At 65.3% G+C, this 21,707-nt stretch carries 18 protein-coding genes and 1 riboswitch; of the genes, 8 read left to right on the top strand and 10 right to left on the bottom strand.

The window, feature by feature from the left end; all coding sequences use genetic code 11:
- Nucleotides 1-51: 51 nt before the first annotated feature.
- Genes ACT6QH_RS12015 through cbiE form a run of 4 tightly spaced genes read right to left on the bottom strand, consistent with a single transcriptional unit; the run spans nt 52 to nt 4,791 of the window.
- Complete coding sequence (locus ACT6QH_RS12015; protein ID WP_444975059.1) at nt 52-1,395, bottom strand: cobyrinic acid a,c-diamide synthase CobB; 1,344 nt, start codon at nt 1,393-1,395, stop codon at nt 52-54.
- Entirely contained in the window at nt 1,392-2,261 is an 870-nt protein-coding gene (gene cobA, locus ACT6QH_RS12010) for a uroporphyrinogen-III C-methyltransferase (protein ID WP_444975058.1), read from the bottom strand. Before cobA ends, ACT6QH_RS12015 begins: the two co-directional genes overlap by 4 nt.
- Nucleotides 2,258-3,076, bottom strand: a complete 819-nt coding sequence (cobM, locus tag ACT6QH_RS12005) for a precorrin-4 C(11)-methyltransferase (protein ID WP_444975057.1) — start codon at nt 3,074-3,076, stop codon at nt 2,258-2,260. Before cobM ends, cobA begins: the two co-directional genes overlap by 4 nt.
- Complete coding sequence (cbiE, locus tag ACT6QH_RS12000; protein ID WP_444975056.1) at nt 3,073-4,791, bottom strand: precorrin-6y C5,15-methyltransferase (decarboxylating) subunit CbiE; 1,719 nt, start codon at nt 4,789-4,791, stop codon at nt 3,073-3,075. The genes cobM and cbiE overlap by 4 nt, the downstream gene beginning before the upstream one ends.
- Between cbiE and ACT6QH_RS11995 the strand changes: the two genes are divergently transcribed.
- Nucleotides 4,790-5,563 (top strand): cobalt-precorrin-6A reductase, encoded by a 774-nt coding sequence (locus ACT6QH_RS11995; protein WP_444975055.1) that lies wholly within the window; start codon nt 4,790-4,792, stop codon nt 5,561-5,563. The genes cbiE and ACT6QH_RS11995 overlap by 2 nt on opposite strands.
- Here ACT6QH_RS11995 and cobJ read toward each other — a convergent pair.
- From cobJ to cobW, 6 genes are all read right to left on the bottom strand, one after another.
- Nucleotides 5,518-6,327, bottom strand: a complete 810-nt coding sequence (gene cobJ, locus ACT6QH_RS11990; RefSeq protein ID WP_444975054.1) for a precorrin-3B C(17)-methyltransferase — start codon at nt 6,325-6,327, stop codon at nt 5,518-5,520. The genes ACT6QH_RS11995 and cobJ overlap by 46 nt on opposite strands.
- A complete protein-coding gene (locus ACT6QH_RS11985; RefSeq protein WP_444975053.1) occupies nt 6,324-7,088 on the bottom strand; it encodes a precorrin-2 C(20)-methyltransferase in 765 nt (254 codons plus the stop codon). The genes cobJ and ACT6QH_RS11985 overlap by 4 nt, the downstream gene beginning before the upstream one ends.
- Nucleotides 7,089-7,093: 5 nt before the next feature.
- The gene (locus ACT6QH_RS11980; protein ID WP_444975052.1) at nt 7,094-7,750 is read right to left on the bottom strand and encodes a precorrin-8X methylmutase; all 657 of its coding nucleotides are present in this window, start codon (nt 7,748-7,750) and stop codon (nt 7,094-7,096) included.
- Between the two features lie 16 nt (nt 7,751-7,766).
- Nucleotides 7,767-9,110, bottom strand: a complete 1,344-nt coding sequence (gene cobG, locus ACT6QH_RS11975) for a precorrin-3B synthase (protein WP_444975051.1) — start codon at nt 9,108-9,110, stop codon at nt 7,767-7,769.
- Nucleotides 9,107-12,472, bottom strand: a complete 3,366-nt coding sequence (cobN, locus tag ACT6QH_RS11970) for a cobaltochelatase subunit CobN (RefSeq protein WP_444975050.1) — start codon at nt 12,470-12,472, stop codon at nt 9,107-9,109. The genes cobG and cobN overlap by 4 nt, the downstream gene beginning before the upstream one ends.
- Nucleotides 12,473-12,675: 203 nt before the next feature.
- Nucleotides 12,676-13,743, bottom strand: a complete 1,068-nt coding sequence (gene cobW / locus ACT6QH_RS11965; protein WP_444975049.1) for a cobalamin biosynthesis protein CobW — start codon at nt 13,741-13,743, stop codon at nt 12,676-12,678.
- 188 nt (nt 13,744-13,931) lie between these two features.
- Nucleotides 13,932-14,119, bottom strand: a riboswitch (cobalamin riboswitch).
- A gap of 131 nt (nt 14,120-14,250) precedes the next feature.
- On the opposite strand from cobW, the gene cobO reads away from it, so the two are divergent.
- The 7 genes from cobO to ACT6QH_RS11930 all read left to right on the top strand — a co-directional run bounded on the left by cobO (nt 14,251) and on the right by ACT6QH_RS11930 (nt 21,624).
- Entirely contained in the window at nt 14,251-14,856 is a 606-nt protein-coding gene (gene cobO, locus ACT6QH_RS11960) for a cob(I)yrinic acid a,c-diamide adenosyltransferase (protein WP_444975048.1), read from the top strand.
- Nucleotides 14,856-16,334: a cobyric acid synthase gene (locus tag ACT6QH_RS11955; protein ID WP_444975047.1), complete on the top strand. Its 1,479-nt coding sequence runs from the start codon at nt 14,856-14,858 to the stop codon at nt 16,332-16,334. The genes cobO and ACT6QH_RS11955 overlap by 1 nt, the downstream gene beginning before the upstream one ends.
- Nucleotides 16,335-16,355: 21 nt before the next feature.
- On the top strand, nt 16,356-17,117 hold the full coding sequence (gene cobF / locus ACT6QH_RS11950; protein WP_444975046.1) for a precorrin-6A synthase (deacetylating): 762 nt from the start codon (nt 16,356-16,358) through the stop codon (nt 17,115-17,117).
- Between the two features lie 554 nt (nt 17,118-17,671).
- Nucleotides 17,672-17,980 carry a DUF485 domain-containing protein gene (locus ACT6QH_RS11945; RefSeq protein WP_444975045.1) on the top strand — a complete coding sequence of 103 codons (309 nt, stop codon included), beginning with the start codon at nt 17,672-17,674 and terminating at the stop codon, nt 17,978-17,980.
- Complete coding sequence (locus tag ACT6QH_RS11940) at nt 17,977-19,698, top strand: cation acetate symporter (protein ID WP_444975044.1); 1,722 nt, start codon at nt 17,977-17,979, stop codon at nt 19,696-19,698. Before ACT6QH_RS11945 ends, ACT6QH_RS11940 begins: the two co-directional genes overlap by 4 nt.
- Nucleotides 19,699-19,708: 10 nt before the next feature.
- Nucleotides 19,709-21,250, top strand: coding sequence for a DUF294 nucleotidyltransferase-like domain-containing protein (locus tag ACT6QH_RS11935; RefSeq protein WP_444975043.1), 1,542 nt, complete (start codon nt 19,709-19,711; stop codon nt 21,248-21,250).
- The gene (locus tag ACT6QH_RS11930; protein WP_444975042.1) at nt 21,247-21,624 is read left to right on the top strand and encodes a hypothetical protein; all 378 of its coding nucleotides are present in this window, start codon (nt 21,247-21,249) and stop codon (nt 21,622-21,624) included. The genes ACT6QH_RS11935 and ACT6QH_RS11930 overlap by 4 nt, the downstream gene beginning before the upstream one ends.
- Nucleotides 21,625-21,707: the final 83 nt, after the last annotated feature.

Raw genomic sequence — 21,707 nt, 5'->3', positions numbered from 1 at the left:
CCTGAAAGCTGAAAGGCGATGATCGGCAGCTTCCCCCTGTTGATGCGCGTTCTATCCCGCGCTGATGACATGGAAGAAGCTGCCGGAGACAGCCCCCACACGGTGCCCGGCCATGCCCAGATCACGCCCTTCCGCATCACTCACCTGTGCGAAGGCGGTTTCTGGGGCGGTATCTGCTTCGGTGATGCTGGCATAGTGGAATTCATGCCCCACAAGGCGCATTCCGGCTTCACCCAGGGCGCTGTTCTGCGTCAGGCGGGCCACCCGATAGCCCAGATGCAGCTTGCGTTTCGCATAGCTGGTGGCCACGGGCAGAAGGCCGGCCATGGGGTGAATCACGCCTTCCGCATCCTCTATGGCGCGGCCCAGAACCATGTATCCGCCGCACTCCCCATGCACAGGGCGGGTTTTGGCAAAGTGGCGCAACCCGTTCAGAAAATGCGTTGAGGCCGCCAGTTGCCCGGCATGCAGTTCAGGGTATCCGCCGGGCAGCCAGCAACTGTCGCAATTCTCATGGGGGGCTTCATTGGCGAGGGGCGAGAAGGGGAAAAGCGAGGCCCCCTGCTGCCTCCAGCCTTCCACGATATGCGCGTAGAGGAAGGAGAAGGCGCGATCCTGCGCCACGGCGATGCGCTGGCCCGGCGGCCGAAGCGGGCTGGGAGCTGCGTGGGTGCTGGGTGGCTGGGAACAGCTCTGCGCCATCGCCCGCAGCGCATCCAGATCAAGCCCCGCCGCACAGGCATCGGCCAGATGATCGAGCCGGGCTTCCAGATTGTCGGTCTCATTGGCCTGCACGAGACCGAGATGGCGCTCCGGCAACAGCAGGTCCCTATTGCGCCGGATGACCCCCAGAACCGGCAGGCCGATGGTGCGCATGCCATCTTCCACCAGCCGCTGGTGCCGGTCGCTGGCGACATTGTTCAGGATAACTCCTGCCACGGTGATGCGCGTATCATAGCGCGCGCAGCCCAGCGCTACGGCGGCGGCGGATTGGGCATGGCCCGCCACATCCAGAACCAGCACCACGGGCCAGCCGAAACCGGCCGCAATATCGGCAGACGCGCCGGTGTGCCCATGGTCTGCCCGCACACCATCAAACAGGCCCATGGAACCCTCGGCGATGATGAGATCCGCACCCTTCGCCGCTCCGGCCACCAGTGCCGCCATCATGGCGGAGGGCATGGCGAAGCTGTCCAGATTGATGGAGGGCCGGCCGGTGGCCGCAGCGTGAAAGGCGGTGTCAATATAATCCGGCCCGCATTTGACAGCCTGCACCTTCAGCCCGCGCTGTGTCAGCGCGCGTTGCAGGCCGAGGGTGACGGTGCTCTTGCCAGAGCCTGAGCGGGGCGCGGCGATGAGCAGGCCGGGGGGAAGAGCCGGAGGAGCGGGGTTCATGCTGCACCTTCAGTGGAGGCTTCACCGGATGTGGGGCGGGCAGATATCCGGTGATCTGTCAGAATATGGGCGGCGAGGCGGGTGCGCAGCCCGGCAATGGCCCCAATTGCCACGATGCTGGGGGAGCGGATCAGGCCCTGCTGCGCCAGATGTGGCAGTTGGCCCAGCGTGGTTTCCGTCACTTCATCCCGCCCGGTGGTGACAGCATGAAGGGCAAGGGCCGGGGTCTGCGCCGCCAGCCCGCCGGCCATCAGTTCCTGCGCAATGGCGGGCATACGGGATACCGCCATATAGAGCACCAGCGGCGCGCCCGCCTGCGCCAGCGCCCGGAAATCCAGTTGCTGGCCTTCTGCCGCATGGCCCGTGGCCAGAATGACGGCATGGTTGGAATCCCGGCTGGTGGCCGGCACGCCATGCACGGCCAGCCCCGCCAGCCCGCTGGAGACACCGGGAATGATGCGGAAGAAGATGCCGGCCTGGGCCAGCGCCTCGGCCTCCTCGCAGCCCCGTCCGAAAATGAAGGGGTCGCCGCCCTTCAGTCGCAGCACCTTGCGCCCCAGCCGGGCCAGGGTGATGAGCCGGTCGGTGATATCGGCCTGTGTGGCGGAAGGCTTGCCGCCCCGCTTGCCGGCAAATTCCAGCACGGCATTCCGCCCCGCCAGAGCGAGAATACGGGCATCCACCAACGCATCATGCACGATGACATCCGCCTGCTGCATGGCGTTGAGCGTGTGCAGGGTCAGCAGGCCGGGGTCACCCGGCCCGGCACCGGCCAGCCAGACTTCTCCGGGGTTGAAGGCGGGGGTGATGCGTACAGGCTGGGTGCTGGCCGGGGCGGGGGTGGTATCTGAAGGGCTGTGTTTCATGTCGGCTTTCCCGCATGCGGGGGCGTGTGGTGTTCAAGATCCTGCCGTTCCGCACCATGTCGGGGGCGGAAGCGGCGGTCATAATCGGTGGAATAGAGTGCGCTCTCACGGGAGATGCCCTGTGCCAGCGCCGGGCTGACAAAGATGAGGGCGGAGCGTTCCACCCCGCCTTGCGCCGCCACCGCCGCCACCAGTTCCGAAAGCGGGGCGCGGATGATCCTTTCTTCCGGCCATGTGGCGCGAAACACCACGGCGGCAGGGCATTCGGCTCCGTAAAGCGGGGCAAGATCCGCCACCACCTTGTCCAGCACATGAATGGACAGGTGAATGGCCAGCGTGGCTCCGCTGGCCCCGAAGGTCTCCAGCGTTTCACGCGCGGGCATGGGCGTGGCCCGGCCGGATGTGCGGGTGAGAATGAGGGACTGGGCCTGCTCCGGCACGGTCAGTTCCTGCCCAAGCGCAGCCGCGGCCCCGGCAAAGGCTGGCACACCCGGCGTGATGGTGTAGGGGATGGCGAGGGCATCCAGCCGCCGCATCTGCTCGCCGGCCGCGCTCCAGATGGAGATGTCGCCGGAATGGAGCCGCGCCACCTCGATGCCGGCGGCATGAGCGCGCTGCATATAGGCGATGATGGCCTCCAGATCGAGCGGGGCGGTGTCGATGATCTCCGCGCCATCCGGGCACCAGCGCAGCATGTCCGGCGACACGACGGAGCCGGCGAACAGGCACATGCCACACCGCCCGATAAGGTCACGCCCGCGCACGGTGATGAGATCCGCCGCGCCCGGCCCGGCTCCGATGAAATGTATGCTCATGGCAGGGGCTCTTCCTGTGTGGGTACGGCCGCGAGGGCACATGTGGCGGAGCAGCGTTCGGTCTTTGCCCGCTGGCGGGGCACGATGATGCGGGCCTGTTCCCCCGCCACCAGCAGGGCGGCGGCCTCCGCCACCGAGCCGGTGCCGAACCGGCGGATGATCCGTTCCGAACGCGTGATGACGCGTGCATCCACGACGGGCAGATCTTCCAGATCCACGGGGTGGATGGGCAGGCCAAGGCATGCAGCGGCTTGTTTGCAGGCGGGCAGTTCCGCATGGCGGGCGAGGGTGGCAAGGCCCGTGACAGCACTGGGCTCGATCCCGGCCAACTTCACGGTTGCAGCGAACACATCCAGCAAAATCTCCGCGCTCACATGCTCAGTCATGCCGAAGCCGGCCATAATGGGGGCGGTATTTGCGAGGCTGTACTTGCGAGAAATGCCGATGGAGCGGGCGGGTTTCACCACGCGCCATTGCGTTACCGGCATAGCCGGCCTCCAGCCATGAAGGCGGCCCACGGGGGAAAGGCGATCAATGGAAATGCGCCGCATCTGCCCGCCATGCTGGCCATGAAGGGCCGCCAGACGGGCCTCGCTTTCCAGCGTCACGGCATTGGCCACCAGCCGTCCGCCTTCCGGCAAGGCGGACCATGCCGCCTCGAACAGGCCGGGCACGGTGAGCCCGCCGCCAATGAAAATGGCATCTGGCGCAGGTAGCCCCTCCAGTGCGGCAGGGGCCTTGCCCACCACCAGCTTCAGCCCTTCCGCGCCAAAGTTTAGGCGGTTTCGGGCAATGCCTCCGGCTCGCTCGGGGTGAGCCTCTACCGCAAGGGCGCGGTTGGAGGGATGGCGCAGGCACCATTCGATGGAGATGGAGCCGGAACCGGCGCCAATATCCCACAGCGTTTCACCGGGGAGAGGGGCAAGGGCAGCCAGTGTGAGGGCGCGGATCTCGGCCTTGGTGATCTGGCCGTCATGCACGAAGCTGTCATCCACCATGCCGGGGGTGAGCGGCAGGGGGCGGGCATTCGGCCCGGCGACGACCTCCAGCGCGATGATGTTGAGCGGGTCGATGCCAGAGAGGGCAAATCCTTCCGCCTGCGCCGCGCGTATCTGCTCTCGTGGGCCGCCCAGGGCTTCCAGGACCGTGAGGGTGGAGGGGCCGAAGCCTCGCGCGCACAACAGGTCGGCGAGCTTTGCCGGGGTGGTCTCATCCCATGTCAGGACGAGAAGCCGACGGCGTGGGGCAAGCTGTGGAATGATGCGCTCCAGCATGCGTCCATGCAGGCTGATCGTGGTGCAATCCTGCACGGCCCAGCCCATGCGCGCCGCGGCCAGCGAGAAGGCGGAGGGGGCGGGCAGGGTGCGCATTTCATCTGCCGGCACCAGACGCGCCAGCAGGCTGCCAACCCCGTGATGGAACGGATCTCCGCTGGCCAGCACGCACACTTTCTGCCTACGCCGGGCGAGAATATCGGGAAAAGCCTCATGCATCGGGCTTGGCCATGCCAGAGCTTTGCCGGAAAAGGGGGCCGCCAACGCCAGATGACGTGATCCGCCTACTACCAGTGATGCCTCTTCCAGCGCCTGAAGGGCGGCGGGGCAAAGCCCGTCGCGCCCATTCTCGCCAATGCCGACAAGGGTGAGCCAAGGCATGGGCAATGCTTCGCAAGAAGCGCTCGACATCTCATCCTGCATGGGAGAAAACCCGCTCATGACAGTGCTCATTCTGGGTGGAACCAGCGAGGCTGCCGCGCTGGCGCGGGCCTGCGCCGCAGCCGGGCTTACCGATTGTCTTATCTCTCTGGCCGGGCGCACGGCGGTACCGCTGGCGCTGCCCTTGCCGGTGCGCGTGGGTGGCTTTGGCGGGGCGGAAGGGCTGGCCGCCTTCATCCGTGAAAACGCCATCACCGCTCTGGTGGATGCGACCCATCCCTTCGCCGCCCGCATCTCGGCCAATGCCGCACAGGCGGTGGCGCAGACGGGCCTTCCCGCTCTCACCTTGCACCGGGCCGGCTGGGCGCGGCAGGCTGGCGATATCTGGCTGGACGTGCCGGGGCTGGGTGAGGCCGTAGAGGTATTGGGACCTGCGCCGCGCCGGGTGTTTCTCACCATTGGTCGGCAGGGTCTTCATGCCTTCGCCCGCGCCCCGCAACATCATTATCTGGCGCGCACCATCGAGCCGGTGGGTGAAGTGTTGCGCGTGCCGCACCTGACCGAACTCAATGCCCGCGGCCCTTTCGATGCCGAAGCCGAAGTTGCGCTGATGCTGCGCGAGAAGGTGGAGGTGCTCGTCACCAAGCATTCGGGCGGGGCTTCCACCTATGGCAAGGTGGAAGCCGCCCGGCGTCTTGGCTTGCCGGTGGTTATGATCGCGCGCCCGGCCAGCACCGCCTTGCCGGCGACAGAGCGGGTGGAGGAGGCGCTGGCCTTCGTGAAGGCTCATTTGCCGCCATCCTCCGCAGGTCTGCCTTCCAGCCCGGCGTGAAAGCGCGGCGTATAGACCCAGGCCGTGCCATCCGGCTTTTCAATCAGCCTTGTGGTGCTGGCCCCGATCAGCACGAGGGTGGACATATCCGCCATGGCCCCGCGCACCTCTGAAAGTGGCACGATGCGCAGGCTTTCATCTGTCCGCCCCACGGCGCGCGCCAGCAGCACCGGCGTTTGCGGGGCGCGATGCGCGCGGGCGAGTGTGAAGGCGTCATCCAGCTGATGCGGTCGGGCTTTCGAGATGGGGTTGTAGAGGGCGATGGCGAAATCCGCCGAAAGCGCAGCCTCCAGCCTTCTGGCCACCAACGCCCAGGGTTTCAGATTGTCTGACAGTGAGATGGCGCAAAAATCCCCGCCCAGCGGCGCGCCGGCCTTTGCGGCGGCAGCCAGCATGGCGGTGATGCCCGGCTCCACCGTGATGGGCAAGGCGCGCCAGTGATCCGGGCCATTGTCCAGCGCCTCGAACAGAGCCGCGGCCATGGCGAAAACGCCGGGGTCTCCGCCTGAAACCACAGCGACATGGGCGCCGCCGGCGGCCAGCTCCAGCGCATGGCGGGAGCGATCCAGCTCCACCCTGTTGTCGCTGGCATGGCGCGTCAGGCCGTTCCGTTCCGGCACTCGGGCGACATAGGGAAAGTAGCCGATCAGGTCTGTCGCCTCATCCAGCGCCGCCTGTGCCGCCGGGGTGAGGTAACAGGCATCGCCCGGTCCAAGGCCGATAATGCTCACGCGGCCTGTTTGGCCGCCATTGCTTCCGCTCATGGCCTGCGCCCTTTGCCGGGCACGAGGATCATGGAGAAATAGGGGGCGTCATCTTCCGTCTTTTCGCTCAGCGGCATCAGTTTTTCTTCCGCCATGCTCACCCGCTCGGCATAGATGGCGCGCCATTCCAGCCCGGCGGCGGTCAGGGCGCGGCGCACCTTGGGCAGATGCCGGCCCAGCTTCATGATGACTGCGGCGTCGGTCTGCTTCAGGCGCTCCGTCAGCACCTCTTCCGGCAGGGTGCCGGGCAGCACGGTGAGAATGTCATCGCCCCAGGTGATGGGCGCATCCGCATGGGTCCAGGCCGCAGACATGCCGGAGACCGCTGGCACCACCTCGGTGGGAAAACGCGGGGCCAGACGCCGCCACAAATGCATGAAGGAGCCATAGAAGAAGGGGTCTCCCTCACACAGCACTCCGATGCGCCGCCCACGGGAAAGTTCCTGCGCAAGCTTGCTGGCGGCCTCTTCGTAGAAGGCCCCGAGGCGGGCACGATATTCCGGGTGGGTGGGCGGCAGTTCGGTGGTGAGGGGATAGGGCAAGGCCAGTTCCCGCTCCGGCTGGGGGCCGAGCAGTGTATCGACAATGCGCCGGGCATTGCCCCGCTCACCAGCCTTGCAGAAATGCACGAGCAGGTCCGCTTCATCCAGCAGGCGGCGGGCTTTCAGGGTCATGTAATCCGGGTTGCCAGGCCCAAGGCCGATACCATAGAGCAGGGCGACGGGGGTTGCGGGCTTTTCCGCCATCTGGGACTGTTCCATGCAGATCATTCCTTCGGGCTGGACAGGGCGTTCACGGCTGCCGCGGCCATGGCGCTGCCGCCCCGTCGCCCACGCACGATGAGAAAGGGCACGCGCCCGTCCGCCGCCAGCGCATCCTTGGATTCCGCCGCGCCAACAAACCCCACCGGAATGCCGATGATGGCGGCGGGGGCGGGGCAGCCTTCATCCAGCATTTCCAGTAAGCGGAACAGGGCTGTGGGGGCATTGCCCACCACCACCACGGCTCCGGCCAGCTTCTCGCCCCACAGGTTCATGGCGGCGGCGGTGCGGGTGGTACCCTGTGCTTGGGCCAGCTCCGGCACGCGGGGGTCGTTCAGGGTGCAGATCACTTCATTATGCGCCGGCAGACGGGCGCGGGTGATGCCATCGGCGACCATGCGGCAATCACACAAAAGCGGCGCGCCGGCGCGCAGGGCCGCTTCGGCCCTTTCGGCGAAATCCTCGGCCATGGCGACATCGGCGGGCAGATCCGTCATGCCGCAGGCGTGGATCATGCGCACCACCACACGCTCGGCTATGGGCTGTCCTTGCCAGCGCGTCAGATCCGCCTCCGCACGGATGATGGCGAAGGAACGGCGATAAATCTCCGCGCCGGATTTCTCATAGGTCTCGCGTGTGGCGACGGGTGCGTTTTCGGGCATCGGGCAGGCGGTTCTTTCAGAAGGCGGCGCGCAGCGTGTGGCCGGCCGGAAGGGTGGAAAGGCGGTGAACGATCTGCGCAAAGGGCAGGCGCATCAGGGGGGCATCAAGAGGCCCGCCATCGGGGATGACGGCGAAATCTTCGCCCATAGCCACCAGAGTGAGGGCCAAGGCCTCCCGCCGGGCGCAGCCCTTGAGGCAGGCGGAAAGATGAATCTCGGCGTCATCTGAAGGGCCGGAGGGCAGATGAGCGGCAAGCTGGCTCGCCAGAGCATGGCTGTTGCAGTGTGCACGGGCGCAGGCCGGCGCGCCGGCGCAGGTGAGGATGCGCAGGCGGCTGTCATCAGCCCGGAGAATGAGGCCCAGCGCAGCCAGGCGCGCTTGTGCGCGCGGCAATTGCTGCACTCCCAGCCCGGCCAGAACAAGACCACGCAGGGGCGAGAGCCGGATTTCGTCAAGCCCCAGATCTTCCGCCAGCCGAGCCACGCCTTCCAGCGCGCGGGCAGACATCTGGCCGAAGGGCGGCGCAGCCAGAAGGGCGCAGCGCCCATTTTTCAGAACGATAATGCCTGCGCGCGGTGCGCGACGCGGGCGGGCTGCGGGGCTTTCACCCCGCTCTGACGCTGGCGTGTGGCGCAAGGGAGCCGTTTCCAGCCCTGCGGTTCCGAGCCCGGCTTGCACCAGAACCGCCCTTCGGGCATTGCCGGTGAGCCGGCGCACCCGCCGCGCGCCGGTTTCTTCCAGCAAGGCCGAGAGCATGTGCAGAAGATGTGGCAGGGCCGAAAGAAGTTGCTCCGCCTTCATGGGGGCGCAGGCTAGGGGGGGAGCGCCGGCCAGCACCAGTTGCGCCCGGTCTGGGGCGGTGGCCATGAGGCGCAGATCCGGCCGCAAATGGTCCAGGGCGAACAGCCCGCCGGTCTCGATCGTGATGAGAAATTTGGGCGGCAGCAACACGGCGCGGGCCATGGTTTCCACCTGTTCGGCCAGTATGCGCCCATTCATCAGCTCGGCCTCGTCCAGCCCGGCCAGAGGCGAGAGAACCGTGGCGCGATAGGGGGCGCGCAACCCGGCATCATCCAGCCCCAGAGGCGCAAGCCGGGCGAGCAGGGCGGCATGGGTGGCGGCCCGCACACCACGAATTTGCAGATTGCCATGGCTGGTGATGTCGATCAGCCCATTGCCTTCCTGATGGGCAGCCTCGGACAACACCAGCGCCTGTTGCGGGGTCAACGTGCCAAGGGGGGGGTGGATGCGGGCCAGAAGGCCGTCTCCGCTCGCCATGGGGCGGGTAAGGCCGGGGCACCAGCCGCGGGCCATGGTATCGAAAGAGAGTGCGAAATGGGGTGGGAGGAGGTGGCTCATATGTTCCACTCGTCCAGCATTGCGACAGAATTGAGCCGGCTGCGCCACAGGCCCCGCGCGCGCATATCCTTCAGCCGGTCGCGAATGGCGGCTTCCGCCGGTGGGTTGGCGGCGCGCAGGCGGCTGTTCACGGCCGCATCTGCAATCCATGCCTCAAAGATGGCGTCGAAGGCGTGGGGCGGCACCTCATCCGTGGTGGCGGCGAACACGCACAGTGCATCCAGCCCCTGCGCCAGCTCCGCGCCGCCGCGCCAGCCATGGGCCAACTGGGCCTCGATCCATGCCGGATTGATGAGGCGCGCCCGCACGATGCGGCCAAGATCCTCCTTCAGAGTCCGGCTTCTGGGTTGTTCCGGGCGGGAGGTGTCGAGGCTGTAGAGGGCGGGGCTGGCCCCGAGTGCGCGGGCGGCCGCAGCAAAGCCGCCGAAACTGTCTGCGATGGAATCGCCATCGAGAATATCGCGTTCGGCGACATCCGTTATGTGCACGAAGGCTTCGGCGGTGCGGATGCGTTCGGAAAAGCCTTCGCGCATCTCCCCGTTCCCCTGGTGCCCGTGCCCCTCGCGCCCGCCAAAGGCCATCTGGCTTTCCGCCAGGTAGGTGGCGGCCAGATCCTCTCCATTCTGCCATGCGCCATCCAGCGCCCGACCGGAGACACCCGCGCCATAGCGCCCCCATGCGGCCCCGAAAATGCGATGCAGGGCATCACCCGTGCGGCGCGCCTCGGCCAGCGTGTTCCATTCGGCCTCTTCATCCAGCGCGGCGATGGCGTGAATGGCCTGATCCAGAAGGGCGATCTGTTCGGGGAAGGTATCGCGGAACGCGCCGGAGATACGCAATGTCACATCCATGCGCGGTCGGTTCAGCTTCGGCAGCGGGATGATCTCGAAGCCGGTGACGCGGGTGGAGCCATCATCCCAGCGCGGGCGCGCGCCCATCAGGGCCAGGGCATGGGCCATGTCTTCCCCGCCGGTGCGCAGGGTGGGCGAAGCCCACAGATCCATGACAATGCGGCGCGGCCAGTCACCATGATCCTGCAAATGGCGACGGAGCACCTCGGCGGCGGCCTTCTCGCCCAGAAAGGCTGCCGCGCGGGTGGGAATGGCGCGCGGATCAAGCGTGGCCAGATTGCGCCCGGTGGGCAGTACATCCCGTCGCCCGCGCAGGGGCGCACCCGCCGGGCCGGGAATGACGAAGCGGCCGGAAAGGGCGCACAACAGCCCTTCGCGCTCACCCCGGCTGCAATCCTCATGGCCTTCCGGTGCATGGGCGAAAACATGCAGGCCGGTACGCACCGAGGCTTCGCCGATATCACACAGATGGGCATCGAGCGCGCTCAGGGCGTCGCTCATGCCGGTTTCGGTGCGGGCCATGTCCTGTGTCACGCCGCATTCGGCTGCAAGGCCACATAATTCTGCGCGTTCCAATATATCGGCGGCGACAAGATCGGCCCGGCGCGGGTCCAGCACCTGGGCGGTGGCATATTCCTCCACCAGCGCGCGCAGGGCGGTGGCCTCGCCATGCAGGCCGGCTTCCCCGATCTGCGGCGTGAGATGGCCCAGCGCCACCGCGCCGATGCGCCGCTTGGCCGGGGCCGCCTCTCCCGGATCATCCACGATGAAGGGATAGATGACAGGCAGGCCCGCCAGTGCCAGACGTGGCCAGCAGGCGGGTGAAAGCGCCACCGCCTTGCCTGGCAGCCATTCCAGCGTGCCATGGGTGCCCAGATGCACCAGCGCATCGCTCTGATGCGCAAGGCCCAGATGAAAGGCGAGATAGGCGTGGGTCGGTCGTTCTTCCGGGTCGTGATAAATGGCCTTGCGGTCCACTCCTCGGCTGCGGTCCGGCTGGAGCGCGATGACGGCCTTGCCGGCGCGCCGGGCCGGAAAACGGAATGCGCCATCCCGGCAGGTCGGGTCATCTGCCGGCATACCCCAGCGGGCGAGAAGGGCCGCACGGGGCGCATCAGGCAGCGCCTTCAGCCAGGCTTCATAATCTGCGAGGGGGATGGTGATTTCATCTGCGGCACCCTCGCCCGTGAGGGCGGCCATCAGGGCCGGCCCGTTAAAGGCGCGGGGCGTGTCATGGCCGGCCTCATGCAGCAGATCCACAATGGCGCAGGCGCTTTGCGGCGTATCCAGCCCCACGGCAAAACCGGCCCGTCCGCCGCGGGCGGGATAATCCGGCAGGACAATGGCGAGGCGGCGCGCATGGGCGGGCGTGCGGCGCAGACGCACCCAGCCGGCGGCCTGCCGGGCAAGGGCCTCGATGCCCTCTGCATAAGGTGTTTGCACACGGCGGGTGAAGGCGAGAGCCGGGTCTTCCTCCAGCTCCTCCCGGAAGGAGATGGGGTAGCCCGAGAGGCGGCCATCAAATTCCGGCAAGGCGACCTGCATGGCCAGATCCGCCGCCGCCAGCCCCCGGCCGGATGCCTCCCATGCGGCGCGGGTGCTGCCGGAAGGGGTGGCCTGAAGAATGGGGCAATCAGCGCCATCCAGCACGAAGCCCTCATTCTGCCGGGCGGAAAAGGCGGTGGTGGAGAGGATGATATCCGGCGGGCAGGCGGCCATATGGGTGGCGAGCGTCTGCGCCACCTCTTCATCCTTCAGGCTGGAGAGGCCGAGAATTTGTACGGCCATGCCCTGCTGTGCCAGTGCTGCCGCCAGCTTCTCCAGTGGCGCGGTTTCACCGGCCAGAATGGCGGAGCGATAGGCCAGAATGAGTGCGCGTGGAGCAGAGCCTGAGGCGTGCTGGCCGGGCGTTTCTGCCTCAATCGGGGTGATGCCCTGTTCTCGGTTCCAGACAAAGAGTTTCGCAACGGGTTGCGGGGGCGGAACGGCGCAGGCGTGGCCCAGAAGCTCATGTGCGACAAGGCGCAGCAGGGCTTCCATATTGTCCACCCCACCGGCGCGGAAGCAGGCGTCCATTCGTGCCCGCAGGGCTGGCGGAACAGTGTCATGCGCGGCAAGGCGCGGGTCTTCCCGGTCATCTCCCGGCAGGAGGACCAGAGAGATATGGCGCGCCCGGCACAGGGCGGAGAGGGTTTCCACCCCATAGCGCCAGTAATCCAGCCCGCCCAGACAGCGCACGATGACGACACGGGCATGGGCCAGTGTCTTTTCCGTGTAGAAATCCACAGAGAGTGGATGGCGCAGCTTCTTCAGGCTGGCGAGGCGCAAGGTGGGAAAGGCCGGCCCGGCGGTCGGCCCGGCCTTAGCCTGAAGGCGGGCCTGCGCCAGCGCGAGTGCGGAAAGGTCGCTGTCCGCAAAGGAGAGCGCCACCACATCTCCGGGCGGCTGGGCCAGATTCGTGGCGGTTTCCCCTTCATCCAGGCTGACCGTGCTGACAGGCAGAAGATGCATGACCTAGCCCGCCCTGAAAAAGACGGGAGACAGGAACAGGGCAGGGTGGGCACTGGGGCTGGAGCCGGGGCGGGCCAGCATGATATGGCCCGCATGAGGCCAGAGCACCTCTTGCCCCCACATGACCTTTAGCCGGCGCGGGCGCACCGGGGCGCAAGGCCTCTTGCCCCCGCCTTTGTATTGTGCCTGTTCCCGTCTCATCTTCAGGCCGCCGCCCGGCCAGCCAGCGCTTCGGCCACCGCGGCCTGATCGAACCCCTTGAGGCCGATCACCACCAGCTTGCCCTCGCGCGCCTCCCCCGGAGCCCAGGGGCGGTCATAATGATGGGAGACGCGGCGGCCTACGCTCTGCACCACCAGCCGCATGGGTTTGCCAGTGACGGGCACGAACCCCTTGATGCGCAACACGCCCGCGGCCTCTGTGGCGCGGCTGACTCGGGCGGCGAGTTCTTCCGGCGAGGCGGCGTCGGCCACAGGCAGGGCGATGCTCTCGAAATCATCATGATCGTGCGGCTCGCCGGAATCATGATGGGTCTTGCGGGCCTCGAGATCATCCTCCGCCGCCGCGCCAAGGCCGAGCAGCAGGCTGGGTTCTACCTCACCCTGCGCGGTTTCCACGATCTTCACGGCGCGGGGCAGATGGGCGGAGATTTCGGCATGCGCCTTCGCCTTCGCACCGGCATCCATCAGGTCCGCCTTGTTGAGCAGAATGAGATCTGCGCACAGGATCTGGTCCTCGAACACTTCTTCCAGCGGGTTGTCATGATCGACGGACTGGTCCTGCTCCCTCTGGGTGGCCAGCGCCTCTGGGTCATCGGCGAAGAAGCCGGCGGCGACGGCGGGGCCATCCACCACCGCAATCACGCCATCCACCGTGACGCGTGAGCGGATTTGCGGCCAGTTGAAAGCCTGCACCAGCGGCTTGGGCAGGGCCAGGCCGGAGGTTTCGATGAGGATATGGTCGGGCGGGGTATCCGAGCCCAGGAGCTGGTCCAGCGCGGGCACGAAATCATCGGCCACGGTGCAGCAGATGCAGCCATTGGGCAGTTCCACCACCCGGCCGTCTTCACAGCCCTTGATGCCGCAGCCTTCCAGAAAGCCGCCATCAAAGCCTACATCGCCGAATTCATTCACCAGCACCGCGATGCGTGCACCATGGGCATGCTCCAGAACGTGGCGCACCAGCGTGGTCTTGCCCGCACCGAGAAAGCCGGTGACGATGGTGCAGGGGATCTTGGTGAGGGTGTTGGGGGCGGGAGAAAGGGTGTTCATCGCCCGGCCTCCGCATGCCGCCTGTTGCTGTTCTGCAAAAGGGCGCGGCGCGCAGCGGCGCAGCGGGCGGGAGAAAGGCGTGGCATCATCAGCTCCGTCAGGCTCCGGCGGTTCTGCCGGTCTCTTCCACGGACGGAGCGGACGGATGTCCGGCACAGCGCCATCCGTCACCCCGACGGATGGGCCCATGGAAGCAGGGCGTGACGGCAGGTCTCCTGGCTCGCGGACATTCCATTTCGCGCCTTCCCGGAGCGCGTGCGCCCAGTGGCCTGTTGCGAAAGGCGAATCCGCCTACAGTTGCGGGGGCAGCCGCGGCTTTTGCACCGCATTCCCTTTTCACCTCGAAGTTCGAGGCACCGTCGCTTATAGCGTTAGCGGGCGGCGCTGCGCCGCGCAAGGCCGCGCATGATGCGGGGCGGGGCTGTACACCAGCCTGTGAATTGTGCATGAGCCCCACTGCCCACAACACCCATATCCCACAGAGGGTGTCCCACACAGGAGCACGAGATGGAAACCGCCGAAGCTGCCCGCCACCGTGAGAAGATGCAGAAGCGCAAGGCCGTGCAGGATCGGGAGGTGGCGGAAAAGACCATCGAGAAGGGGCTTCTCATGGTCCATACCGGGCCGGGCAAGGGCAAATCCACCGCAGCCATGGGTTTGTTGCTGCGTGCGCTGGGGCATGGCTGGAAGGTCGGCATCGTCCAGTTCATCAAGGGCGCGTGGGAAACTGGCGAGCGTACGGCCTTCGAGCGCTTCGGAGACCAGATCTCCTGGCACACCATGGGCGAGGGCTTCACCTGGGAGACCCAGGACAAGGCGCGCGACATCGCTGCCGCCGAGGCCGCCTTCGCCAAAGCGCGCGAGCTGATGACCGACCCGGAGATCCGCCTCATCGTGCTGGATGAGCTCAATATCGCCCTGCGCTATGATTATCTGCCGCTGGACGAGGTGATCTCCACCCTCACCAACCGGCGCGATGACCTGACTATTGTGGTCACCGGCCGCAATGCGAAGCCGGAGCTGATCGCGGCCGCTGATCTGGTGACGGAAATGATGTTGGTGAAGCATCATTTCGCGGCCGGGGTAAAGGCGCAGAAGGGTATCGAATTCTGATGGCCGGCGCCTTCATGGTGCAGGGCACCGGCTCCAATGTGGGCAAGTCCCTTCTGGTGGCGGGCTTCTGTCGCCTGTTCGCGCGGCGGGGGCTGCGCGTGCGCCCCTTCAAGCCACAGAACATGTCCAACAACGCAGCCGTGACCGAGGATGGTGGCGAGATTGGACGGGCGCAGGCCATGCAGGCGCGTGCGGCGGGCGTGGCCCCCAGCGTGCACATGAACCCGGTGCTGCTGAAGCCCCAAAGCGATGTGGGGGCGCAGATCGTGGTGCAGGGCAAGGTGTTCGGCGCGGCCCGTGCGCGTGATTATCAGGGCTTGAAACCGCGCCTCATGGGGGCGGTGCAGGAGAGTTTCGCCCGCCTGAAGGCCGAGGCCGATCTGGTGATTGTGGAAGGGGCGGGTTCAGCAGCAGAAGTGAATCTGCGGGCCGGTGATATTGCCAATATGGGCTTTGCCCGTGCCACTGGCACGCCGGTGGTTCTGGCCGGCGATATTGATCGCGGTGGGGTGATCGCCGCCCTTGTCGGCACGAAGACCGTGATTGACCCGGATGATGCGGCGATGATCCGAGGCTTTCTCGTCAATCGCTTCCGGGGAGATCCGGCGCTGTTCGCCGATGGCATGGCTTTTATCGCGGCGCGCACCGGCTGGGCTCCGCTGGGGCTGATCCCGCATTTTGACGAGGCGCGCCGCCTGCCGGCGGAAGACGCGCTGGGGCTGGCTGATTCGCCCGCCCGCCCCGGCAAGCCGCTGGTGGTGGTGCCGGTGACGCCGCGCCTTTCCAATTTCGATGATCTCGACCCGCTGCGCGAGGAAGAGGGGGTGGAGGTGCGTTTCATTCCCCCCGGCAGGCCCTTGCCGGCAGATGCCGCACTGGTGCTGCTGGCCGGATCGAAAGCCACGATTGATGATCTGGAGAACCTGAGAGCGGAAGGCTGGGATATCGATATCAAGGCGCATTTGCGACGTGGCGGGCGCGTGCTGGGCCTGTGTGGTGGCTACCAGATGCTGGGGCGCATGATTGAAGATCCGCTGGGCCTTGAGGGGGCTCCCCGCCGGGTGGAAGGGCTGGGCTTGCTGGATGTGGAAACCCGCATGGAGGCCGGCAAGCGGCTGGAGCGGGTGAGCGGGCATCTGGCTGAAGGCGCTGTACCCCTTGCTGGTTACGAAATGCACATGGGTGTGACATCCGGGCCGGATACGGCCCGGCCTTTCGCGTATCTGACGGATGGGCGCGTCGATGGGGCGATATCCGCAGATGGCCGTGTGGCGGGCACCTATCTGCATGGCCTGTTCACGGCGGATGAGATGCGCCGGCGTTTTCTGGCGCAACTGGGGGCCTCCGCCTCCGGCCTGTCTTATGAGGTGATGCTGGACGAGGTGCTGGAGCATCTCGCCAGCCATCTGGAAACCCATGTGGATTGTGATGCGCTGCTTGCCTTGGCACATGAAAACAATGGCAGGGTCGGGCGCTGACGCCTGCATTGAGGACGGAACATGCGGAAGATTCTGGTTATCGGCATCGGCACAGGCAATCCGGCGCATGTGACGCAGGAGGCGATCGAGGCGCTGAACCGGGTGAATGTGTTCTTCATTCCCCACAAGGGCGCACAGAAGGAGGCGCTGGCTCATCTGCGCGAGGCCATCTGCAAGCGTTTCATCCACCATCGGAATTACCGTTTCGTGGACGTGGAGATCCCCGCCCGTGAGGCTCAGCCGGAAGATTACCGCGCCACCGTGGCGGACTGGCACGCGCAGATCGAGCGCAATTATATCGACGCCTTCCGTACGGAGCTGGGCGAAGAGGAATGCGGAGCTCTTCTGGTGTGGGGGGACCCGGCCTTCTATGACAGCACGCTGCGCATTCTGGACAGCATTCATGGCCGGGGCACTTTGGCCTTCTCACATGAGGTGATTGCCGGCATCAGCAGCGTGCAGATGCTGGCGGCGCGCCATCGCATTCCGCTCAACCGCATCGGTGCACCTGTGCTTATCACCACGGGGCGTCGCCTCATGCAGGGCTTTCCTGCGGAGGCCGACAGCGTGGTGGTGATGCTGGATGGGGAGCAGGCTTTCAGCCATATCGACCCCGAAGGGCTGGAGATCTTCTGGGGCGCCTATCTGGGTATGGATGAGGAACTGCTTATCTGCGGCCCGCTGGAGCAGGTTTCTGCGCAGATTCTGTCCGCGCGGGAAGAGGCGCGCCGTCACCATGGCTGGATCATGGATATTTATCTGCTGCGTCGCGTGGCGCGCTGATTTTTGGCGCATTCAGATCGGGGTGAGTCAGCCCGCCATCTGCCCGCCAGCGGCTTGTCTGGCGGGTCTGTCTTCGGCTGCCGGACATTTTGATGTGACGTTGCGCCACACTTTGCCAGGCCGTCCGTCACCCGGCTTGCGTGTGTGAGGTTGTCGTCATGCAACCTGACGGTATTCTTTTCATATTTTGTTTTATCCTTTTGTAACCCCTTAATATCGCCTTGTGTGGGGCTGAAGATGATGGGGTTGCAGGATTTTTAATGTAATTCTTTCTTGTGATATTTGTATTTTTTATATGAATTGCTGCAATGCGGCGAGGATGTTTTTGTATTCTGCATTTTTTGTATACATCAACATGGAATATGCACGCCACAATTTGTGCAATGCACGCTGTCATGGCACTTCGTGCCGAATTCCGTCGAAAGTACGGTATGCGTTTCGCGCGGGTCTGCTAATACTTGTAGGCCTAACGTGCTGCTGAGCTGACGCTGGCAGCCGGCCACCTGAAAAACAAAACGCCCTCGGACAAACCGGGGCGACCCAGGGAGCAAGCGATGGAAACATCACTCGTCGAGAAGATCTCGGCAAACCCGAATTATCAAAAGCTGAAAGCCACGCGCTCCAGCTTTGGCTGGACGCTGACGATCCTCATGCTGATCGTCTATTACGGCTTCATCCTGCTGATTGCCTTCGACAAGGAACTGCTGGCCACACGCTTCGGTGATGGCGTGATGACTTGGGGTATCCCGATCGGCTTCGGGGTGATCGTCTTCACCATTCTCATCACGGGCGTCTATGTCCGCCGCGCCAATGGCGAATTCGATGAGCTGTCCGAAAAGATCAAGCAGGAGGTGCTGAAGTGAAAAACGCTCGCGCGCTTCTCGGCACGGCCACGCTGGCCGGTGCCACCCTTCTGCCTGCTCTCGCCTTCGCGGCGGAAACGATTGGCCCCACCGAAAAGCAGGCTACCAACTGGACCGCGATCATCATGTTCGCGGTGTTCGTGGTGGGCACGCTCTTCATCACCAAATGGGCGGCATCCCGCACCAAGTCTGCGGCAGACTTCTACACCGCCGGCGGCGGTATTTCCGGTTTCCAGAATGGTCTGGCCATCGCCGGTGACTATATGTCCGCCGCCTCCTTCCTCGGCATTTCTGCCGCGGTGATGGTGTCGGGCTTCGATGGCCTGATCTACTCCATCGGCTTTCTGGTCGGCTGGCCGATCGTCACCTTCCTCATGGCCGAACGGCTGCGTAATCTCGGCAAGTTCACCTTTGCCGATGTGGCGGCCTTCCGCTTCGCCCAGACCCCGGTGCGCATGTTTGCGGCTTCCGGCACGCTGGTCGTGGTGGCCTTCTATCTCATCGCCCAGATGGTGGGTGCCGGTCAGCTTATCAAGCTGCTGTTCGGCCTCGAATACTGGATCGCGGTGGTGATCGTCGGCATCCTCATGATGATCTATGTGCTCTTCGGCGGCATGACGGCCACCACATGGGTGCAGATCATCAAGGCCTGCCTGCTGCTGGGCGGCGCCACCTTCATGGCCTTCATGGTGATGATGCACTATGGCTTCAGCCCCGAGCAGCTTTTTGCCGGTGCGGTGCAGATCAAGGCCGGTATTGCCGAAACCAAGGGGGCGGACCCGACGGCCGCAGCCGTTGCGGGCCAGGCCATCATGGGGCCGGGCACCTTCGTGAAGGACCCGATCTCGGCCATCTCCTTCGGTATGGCCCTGATGTTCGGTACGGCCGGTCTGCCGCATATCCTGATGCGCTTCTTCACCGTGCCTTCCGCCAAGGAAGCGCGCAAGTCGGTGATGTGGGCCACCACCTGGATCGGCTATTTCTACCTGCTCACCTTCATTATCGGCTTCGGCGCCATCACCTTCGTGCTGACCAACCCGGAATTCCTCACTCCCGAGGGAGGCCTGATCGGCGGCAACAACATGGCGGCGGTTCATCTGGCCAATGCCGTGGGTGGCTCGGTGTTCCTCGGCTTCATCTCGGCGGTGGCCTTCGCGACCATCCTCGCGGTGGTGGCGGGTCTGGCCCTGTCGGGTGCGTCGGCGGTGTCGCATGACATCTACTCCACCGTCATCAAGGGTGGTAAGGCCGATAGCGCCTCGGAGCTGAGGGTCTCGCGCATCACCACGCTGTGCCTGGGTGTGCTGGCCGTGTTGCTGGGCATCGCCTTCGAGAAGCAGAACATCGCCTTCATGGTGTCTCTGGCCTTCGCGGTGGCGGCATCCGCCAACTTCCCCGTGCTGTTCCTCTCCATTTTGTGGAAGGGCTGCACCACGCGCGGCGCGGTTGTGGGTGGCTTCCTGGGGCTTATCGCCTCTGTGCTGCTCACCATCCTCTCGCCTTCGGTGTGGGAAGCGACTCTTGGCAACCCGGCCGGTTCCGCGCCGTTCCCCTATACCTCTCCGGCCCTGTTCTCCATGACCATCGGCTTCCTCGGCATCTGGCTGTTCTCGATCACCGATAACAGCGCCCGTGCGAAGAAGGATCGCGATGGCTTCCTGGCGCAGCAGGTGCGTTCGGAAACGGGTATCGGCGCCTCGCAGGCCTCCTCTCACTGAGGTGGTGCGCATGGCACCTGAATCTTCCAATCCATCTGTGCCGGGTCAGGGTCCGGCACAGAACAGGCCGGAAGAGCACGGCTCGCCCCGAAAGGGGCGGGCCGGTGCGCATTCCGCCTCAGCCTCCATTCCGGGGCCGGATCAGCGCGAATTCATTTCATTGATGAGCTCGCGGGTCGGCGAGGCTTATGTGCGCAAGCCCTTCTTCGTGGAGGGCGATACGGATCTCGTCACCCTGTGCAAGGAACTCTCCCGCCTTGGCCTGAGCGATGCGCTGGTGCGCGATGGCGGTCGGCTGGGCGTTTTCACCACCACCAATCTGCGCGATGCGCTGGCGCGGGGCGAGGCCCCCGCCAGCATGGCCGTGCGCGATGTCTCCACCTTCGAGCCATGGTCGGTTTCGGTGGATGATGAGCTTTACGACGCCCTTATCCTCATGCTGCGCCATCGCATTCATCGCGTTGTGGTGCGCGATGGCGAGAAGGTGGTGGGGCTGCTGGGCCAACTGGATCTGATGGCCTTCGTGGCCAGCCATTCTCATCTCATTTCCCTTGAAATCAGCGGGGCGCAGACTGTCGCCGGGCTGAAGGCCGCCGCCGCGCAGATCGACAGTCTCATCACCGTGCTGAATGAGGACGGGGTGCGGGTGGGTATCATCGCCCGCCTTGTGGGTGAGCTGAACCGCCTGCTGTTCCGCCGCCTGTGGGAGCTTCTGGCCCCCGAAGCGCTGCGCCGGAACAGTTGCCTGCTGGTGATGGGCAGCGAGGGACGCGGAGAGCAGATCATCAAGACCGATCAGGATAATGCGCTGCTGCTGCGCGATGGTTTTGAATGCCCGGAGCTGGAGCAGGTGACAGCGGCCTTCACTGCCGCCCTGATTGATTTCGGCTACCCGCCATGCCCCGGCGGCATCATGCTCAGCCGCCCCTTGTGGTGCCAGAGCGTGGCCAGTTTTCGCAAGACGCTGGCGGCCTGGCTGTTTGACGCCACAGCCGAGGGGCCAATGAATCTCGCCATTTTTCTGGATGCCGATGTGGTGGCCGGAGATGAGGCGCTGCTGGATGAGGCGCGCGCCCATCTCACCCGCCTGTTGCAGGATGATGCCGCCTATTATGCCCGTTTCGCCATGGCGGTGGAACAGTTCACCGCGCCGGGTAGCTGGTGGTCGCGCCTGCCGGGCCTGCGTGGTCGCGATGCGGCGGAAATCGACATCAAGAAGCTGGGTCTGTTTCCCGTGGTGCACGGGGTGCGCGCGCTGGCGCTGGAATTCCGGGTGAAGGCGTGCAGCACCACCGGGCGGCTGGATGAGCTGGTGAAGGAGAAACGGCTGGAAGCGCCGCTGGCGCGCGATATTGCCGATGCGCTGCATTGTCTGATGGGGTTGAAGCTCGGCAACAATCTGCGGCAGATGGCACGCGGGGAAAAACCGGGCAACAGTATTCGCCTGTCGGATCTGGGCACGCTGGACAAGCAGGCACTGAAGGATTCGCTCGCCATTGTGCGCCAGTTTCGTGAATGGCTGGGCCGGCATTACAGGTTTGATCGGCTATGAATCGTACCCGCCACGAAAGCGCCGCCGCACGCGGCCCCCGGCCACAGGTGCTGTTCTTTCTGTGTGCGGCCGGCGTGGTGCTGTTCAATTTTCCCTTGCTCATGGTGTGGGACAGCCCATCCACCGTGCTGGGGTTGCCCCTGCTGCCGGTGGCGCTGTTCACGGTCTGGGCCGGGCTGATTGTGGTTCTGGCCATTGTGTGTGAACGGATGCCCCGCCGAAATGGAGAGCCGCGTATGGAGGCGCATCTGGCAGGGGGCGCGGTCGCAGAGGCGGGGTGGTCAGACGCTGAAACCGGCGAAGCTGAAAGCAGGCCGGATGCGGCCTCTCTTCAGCTATCGCACAGGGAGCCGGGCGATGGACGCACGGCATGAGCTCTTCCTGAAAGCCGGGTCGGCATCATCCGCATTCGGGGTGCGCGTTGCTCCATGCGCGCCCTGGTGCTTTCTCGCCCTTG

This window comes from Haloleucobacter albus (assembly GCF_052492075.1).
Note: the sequence above shows the minus strand (reverse complement) of the source record. Positions and strands in the feature narration are given on the sequence as shown.